This window comes from Clostridium sp. (assembly GCF_036569345.1).
In the GTDB taxonomy this organism is placed as follows: Bacteria; Bacillota; Clostridia; order Clostridiales; family Clostridiaceae; genus Clostridium_AD.
This window is the reverse complement of the sequence record NZ_DATCQT010000188.1, coordinates 1-4,193: the sequence shown is the minus strand read 5'-3', so window position 1 is coordinate 4,193 and position 4,193 is coordinate 1. Positions and strand designations below refer to the sequence as shown.

The 4,193-nt window shown below is 28.6% G+C and carries 3 protein-coding genes; 2 read left to right on the top strand and 1 reads right to left on the bottom strand.

All coding sequences use genetic code 11. The features are described from left to right. Window positions 1–139: 139 nt before the first annotated feature. The gene (locus VIM70_RS20110; protein WP_331947568.1) at window positions 140–1,249 is read left to right on the top strand and encodes a replication initiation protein; all 1,110 of its coding nucleotides are present in this window, start codon (window positions 140–142) and stop codon (window positions 1,247–1,249) included. A gap of 129 nt (window positions 1,250–1,378) precedes the next feature. Then, entirely contained in the window at window positions 1,379–1,882 is a 504-nt protein-coding gene (locus VIM70_RS20105; RefSeq protein ID WP_331947567.1) for a hypothetical protein, read from the top strand. 564 nt (window positions 1,883–2,446) lie between these two features. Here VIM70_RS20105 and VIM70_RS20100 read toward each other — a convergent pair. Further along, window positions 2,447–2,635, bottom strand: coding sequence for an alpha/beta-type small acid-soluble spore protein (locus VIM70_RS20100; protein WP_331947566.1), 189 nt, complete (start codon window positions 2,633–2,635; stop codon window positions 2,447–2,449). Window positions 2,636–4,193 lie beyond the last annotated feature (1,558 nt).

Sequence of the window (4,193 nt, the reverse complement as noted above, 5' to 3'; positions counted from 1 at the left end):
CTACGTATAAAATCAGTGTGGACTACGTATAAAATCAGTGTGGACTACGTATAAAATCAATGCGTAAAACAAAATGTTGATTTTACGTAATTACTGTGGTAATATATTTCCATACTATGAAATTGGAGGTAATGAAAGAATGGAAAATAAAGTTGGTGGGGATTTAATTTGTAAAAGACCCGAAACGATAGTTGAAGCACGATTTAAATTAACTAAAAAACAAAATGATATTTTAGATATGGTTTTTGCATCTATTGAAAATGATGAAAAGCTTAAATATCAAATAGACATAAGAAAATATGGTCAACTTTATAACATAAAAAATAAAAGTAATATTTATGGGGATTTAAAAAAGGCAATTAAAACATTTGAGGGTAAAGGATTTGCAATAACTCAAAAAATTAGTAAAAAAAAGGAAAATAGAATATATTTTTCTTGGTTTTCAAGTATTCAATATCTTGATGGCGAAGGAAAAATTGAAATTGAATTAGGACAAAAGTTAAAAGAAGTAATGTTAAATGCTAAAAAAGCATGTTTTTATCAACTTAAATATTCTTTAAATTTTCATAATATCTATAGTAAAAGAATGTATTATTATTTAAAAAGTTTTGAAAATAGCAGTAAAAATGGGACTGGTTGGCGAGTTGACAATTTAAATGAACTTAGAACTAAACTTGAGTGTCCTAAAAGTTATGATGTTTATTATGAATTTAAACGACTTGCTTTAAATCCTGCTTATGAAGAAATAAACGGAAATAGCGATATCCAATTTGAGTATGAAGAAATAAAGACTAAGAAAAAAGTTACACAGTTAAAATTCAATATAAAGAAAAACAAATTTTCTCAATCACTTGCCGTTAAGGATGAAGTATCAGCAACGGTAACGGAATTTGAAGAAGAAGAAGAAAAAAATAAAAATCCAATAGATAAAATTAAAAATATAATGAGTGACAGTAAAATAACAACACTGGAAGCTAAAAAACTATTAGATACTGCTAATGGGAATATAAATGTTATCAAAGAAAAATATTCTCAGGCGCAAAATGTAACTAAGATTGATAGTGTTGTAGGTTGGATGCTCAAAGCAATTAAAGAAAATTATCAAGCTCCTAAAAGTAAAAATAAAAATGGAAATTTCAATAATTATGAACAAAGACCATTTGATCCAACGTTAGAAGCAAAACTCATAAATTGGGGAACTAATGAAACTGATGATGTTGGAGAAGAATTTCAACAAGGTAAATATTAATACATAAATTAGGTGTAGATTAACTAAAAAAGGTTTTTTATTAATTATGTTGAATACATGTAACTAGATACGTATTTAGTTATGATACGGTAACGTATCGAGTTACATATATAAATTTGAGGTGGTAACATGAGAACCATAACACAAGTGGCAGAAGAATTGGTTATATCAAGGAAAAGGGTATATAGCTTGATACAAAGGCTTAATATAAAAACTACAAAAGATGGAAGAAATAATTTTATAGACGATAATGAATTTGAACGTATCAAAAATGAAGTAATTAATTCAAAAGGTAACAATATAAAGGAACGTCTTAAAAACGTACTTGAACGTGACGGATACGTAACAGGTGGCAGGATATCAGATAGGGAATATACAGATTTTAAAGAGCAAATAACCTTTTTGCAAGAAAAGTTAAAAAGTAAAGATGAACAATTAAAAATGAGAGATGAACAATTTATAGGACAGTTGCAGGTTAAGGATGAACAAATCAAATCAAAAGATTATCAAATAAATGGACTTATTCAAAGCAATTTTAATTTTACTAAGGCTTTAAATCCTCCTTTTGAAGAGGTTGCAGTAACTAAAGAAGTTAGGGAAAGCCTTTTTAGTAGAATTTTTAAAAAAAGATGATTGGTATATTACGTTAACATGAAAAGTTTAAAATATAGGTTATTTTCTATACAATTCAGTGTAACAGAATAGTGAACTTCCGATTAAGTCGACCGGTTCACATGTTTAATACACTGAAATTAGTTATAAACATAGTAAAATATTACTACTGGTCAAAACCGTGTTTCTCCATTTAGTAGGCTGCCCCACCCCATATGTATCCATAAGATACTCTAAGAACGACCCCTCAAATAATTTGAGCAATTTCACTACGTTCAATTACTCAAATTATTTAGGGAACCCTTTGTCGTCCTAAGAGTATCTAATGGAACGGTTGAAAACTCTACGAGCAAACTTTGTTTGGTCAGCAAGCTGACTTATCAACCTTACATATGGGGTGGCAGCAAAACTGCACTTGTGATAAAATGCTCCGCATTTTTAGTGTGGACCTTTATGTACCAACCTGTAACTGTAATAATAGTTAATGTCGTGAAATCATAGTTTAAAGACAGAAAGACATAAAGACAGAAAGACATAAGAAAGCCTAGCGTACACTAGGCTTTCTTATGTCTTTCTTATTACTTATTATAAATTCTTTTCGTAAGCCTCAACCATTTTTTTAACCATTTGTCCGCCTACAGAACCATTTTCTCTTGAAGTTAAATCTCCATTGTAACCTTCTGTAAGATTTACTCCTACTTCCCTAGCAGCTTCCATTTTAAATTTATTTAATCCAGTCTTAGCCTCTGGAACTAATACTCTATTTCTTGACATATAAATTACCTCCTCATTAATTGATAATTATTTTCATTTGTACTACTATAATGTGCATTATTATAAAGAATACTCCTAGAAATTTATGGTTATTTTAATGATTAAATAAAATAATAATTTCACGTACTTTCTAGGTATAGAGATTAAATGAGGTGATTTATTGCTATTTTGTTAAAATTAAGGTAATATATCATTAGCCCACTTTTGGGGCTAGTTTTTAAATGCAAAGGTAATAAGGAATCCACTTCCAGCCTTTGCATTTTTTATTTGTAGCTATTACTATACACCTTAATATACGAAACAGAAAGTCACTACGGAAATTTGAATAAACAAAAACATCTCGTTTCGCTTAAAAATAAAATAAAAACCATTCCACATAATAAACATTATCTTGAATGGCTTTTATTTTAAGGGGTATCATCAAACTGATCATCTTGAAAATAATCACACAAAGTATTAAAATATACTTATATAAATAATGCAAAATCGCTATACTTTTTGACTCCAATTGTTCGATATACCCCCAGTTGGAGTTGGAAAATAGGGTGTTTACATAGAACAAACCTAGCAACCCCAACGTATACGTCATATAGCAATTGGAGTCAAAAAAGAGGTGGACAAAAGGACACAAAAAGGGCAATAAAAAATCGCAAGCGATCGCAACAAATTTGCTTTTTTAATTAGCCAGTGTACTTTTGTCCACCACCTGATATTATATTAAATTTTAGCTGTATATAAATAGAATAAAATAAGTGAATGAGCAAATAAATGAGTGAAAGCAACATATTTTTTACATAAGTATGTTATACTAATCCACAAATTACTTGTTACTTTTTATTTAATTTGAGTCCCCCTTTAATTAAATAGAAGTATAAAAAAATAAAAAGGAATTAGCATTATATAGCTAATTCCTTTTTATTTTTTAACTATTTACTTTTCACATCATGCTTCATATCTATCTGATCAATTATTATTTATAGATTATAATTAATGTCGTGAAAAGAGACTTTAACGACATTAGTAGCAGAGATATGTTGCCCTCATATCTCTGCTACAAGAAAATAATTAATGAGGAGATATATTTTTATGATTATGATTATGATGAAAATAATTTACATTAAAGCCACGAAATTAATAACTTATATTGATTCTTAAATTATTCTTTTCATATGGCTTGTCCTTTATAGTATGTAGATCGATACAGGTGTGCTACAAAATATCTAAAAGCCATTCATGACGCGTTAAAAGATAATTTAACGTACTTAATTTTACACACTGGAAATCAAGAGGTAATTGCTATTTTATTAAGATCAAGGTACTATATCATTACCCTTTCTTTTTAGGGCTAGTTTTTAAATGCAAAGGTAGTTAGAAACCATTCTTCTGCCTTTGCATTTTTTATTTAAGATAAATATAGGTATGATTAATAAATTGGGTTTCCTTTTGACCATTGACCTACATATTTCCTAACTTTTTAGTTTGAACCAGGAATTATGGTCTTAATTTGTGTACATTTTCAATAAGTGCATTGGCAAATAAATGGGTGAAAGCAACATAT

Coding starts and splice junctions, on each gene's coding strand:
- VIM70_RS20110 (WP_331947568.1), top strand. CDS start 140: ATGGAAAATAAAGTTGGTGGGGATTTAATTTGTAAAAGACCCGAAACG.
- VIM70_RS20105 (WP_331947567.1), top strand. CDS start 1,379: ATGAGAACCATAACACAAGTGGCAGAAGAATTGGTTATATCAAGGAAA.
- VIM70_RS20100 (WP_331947566.1), bottom strand. CDS start 2,635: ATGTCAAGAAATAGAGTATTAGTTCCAGAGGCTAAGACTGGATTAAAT.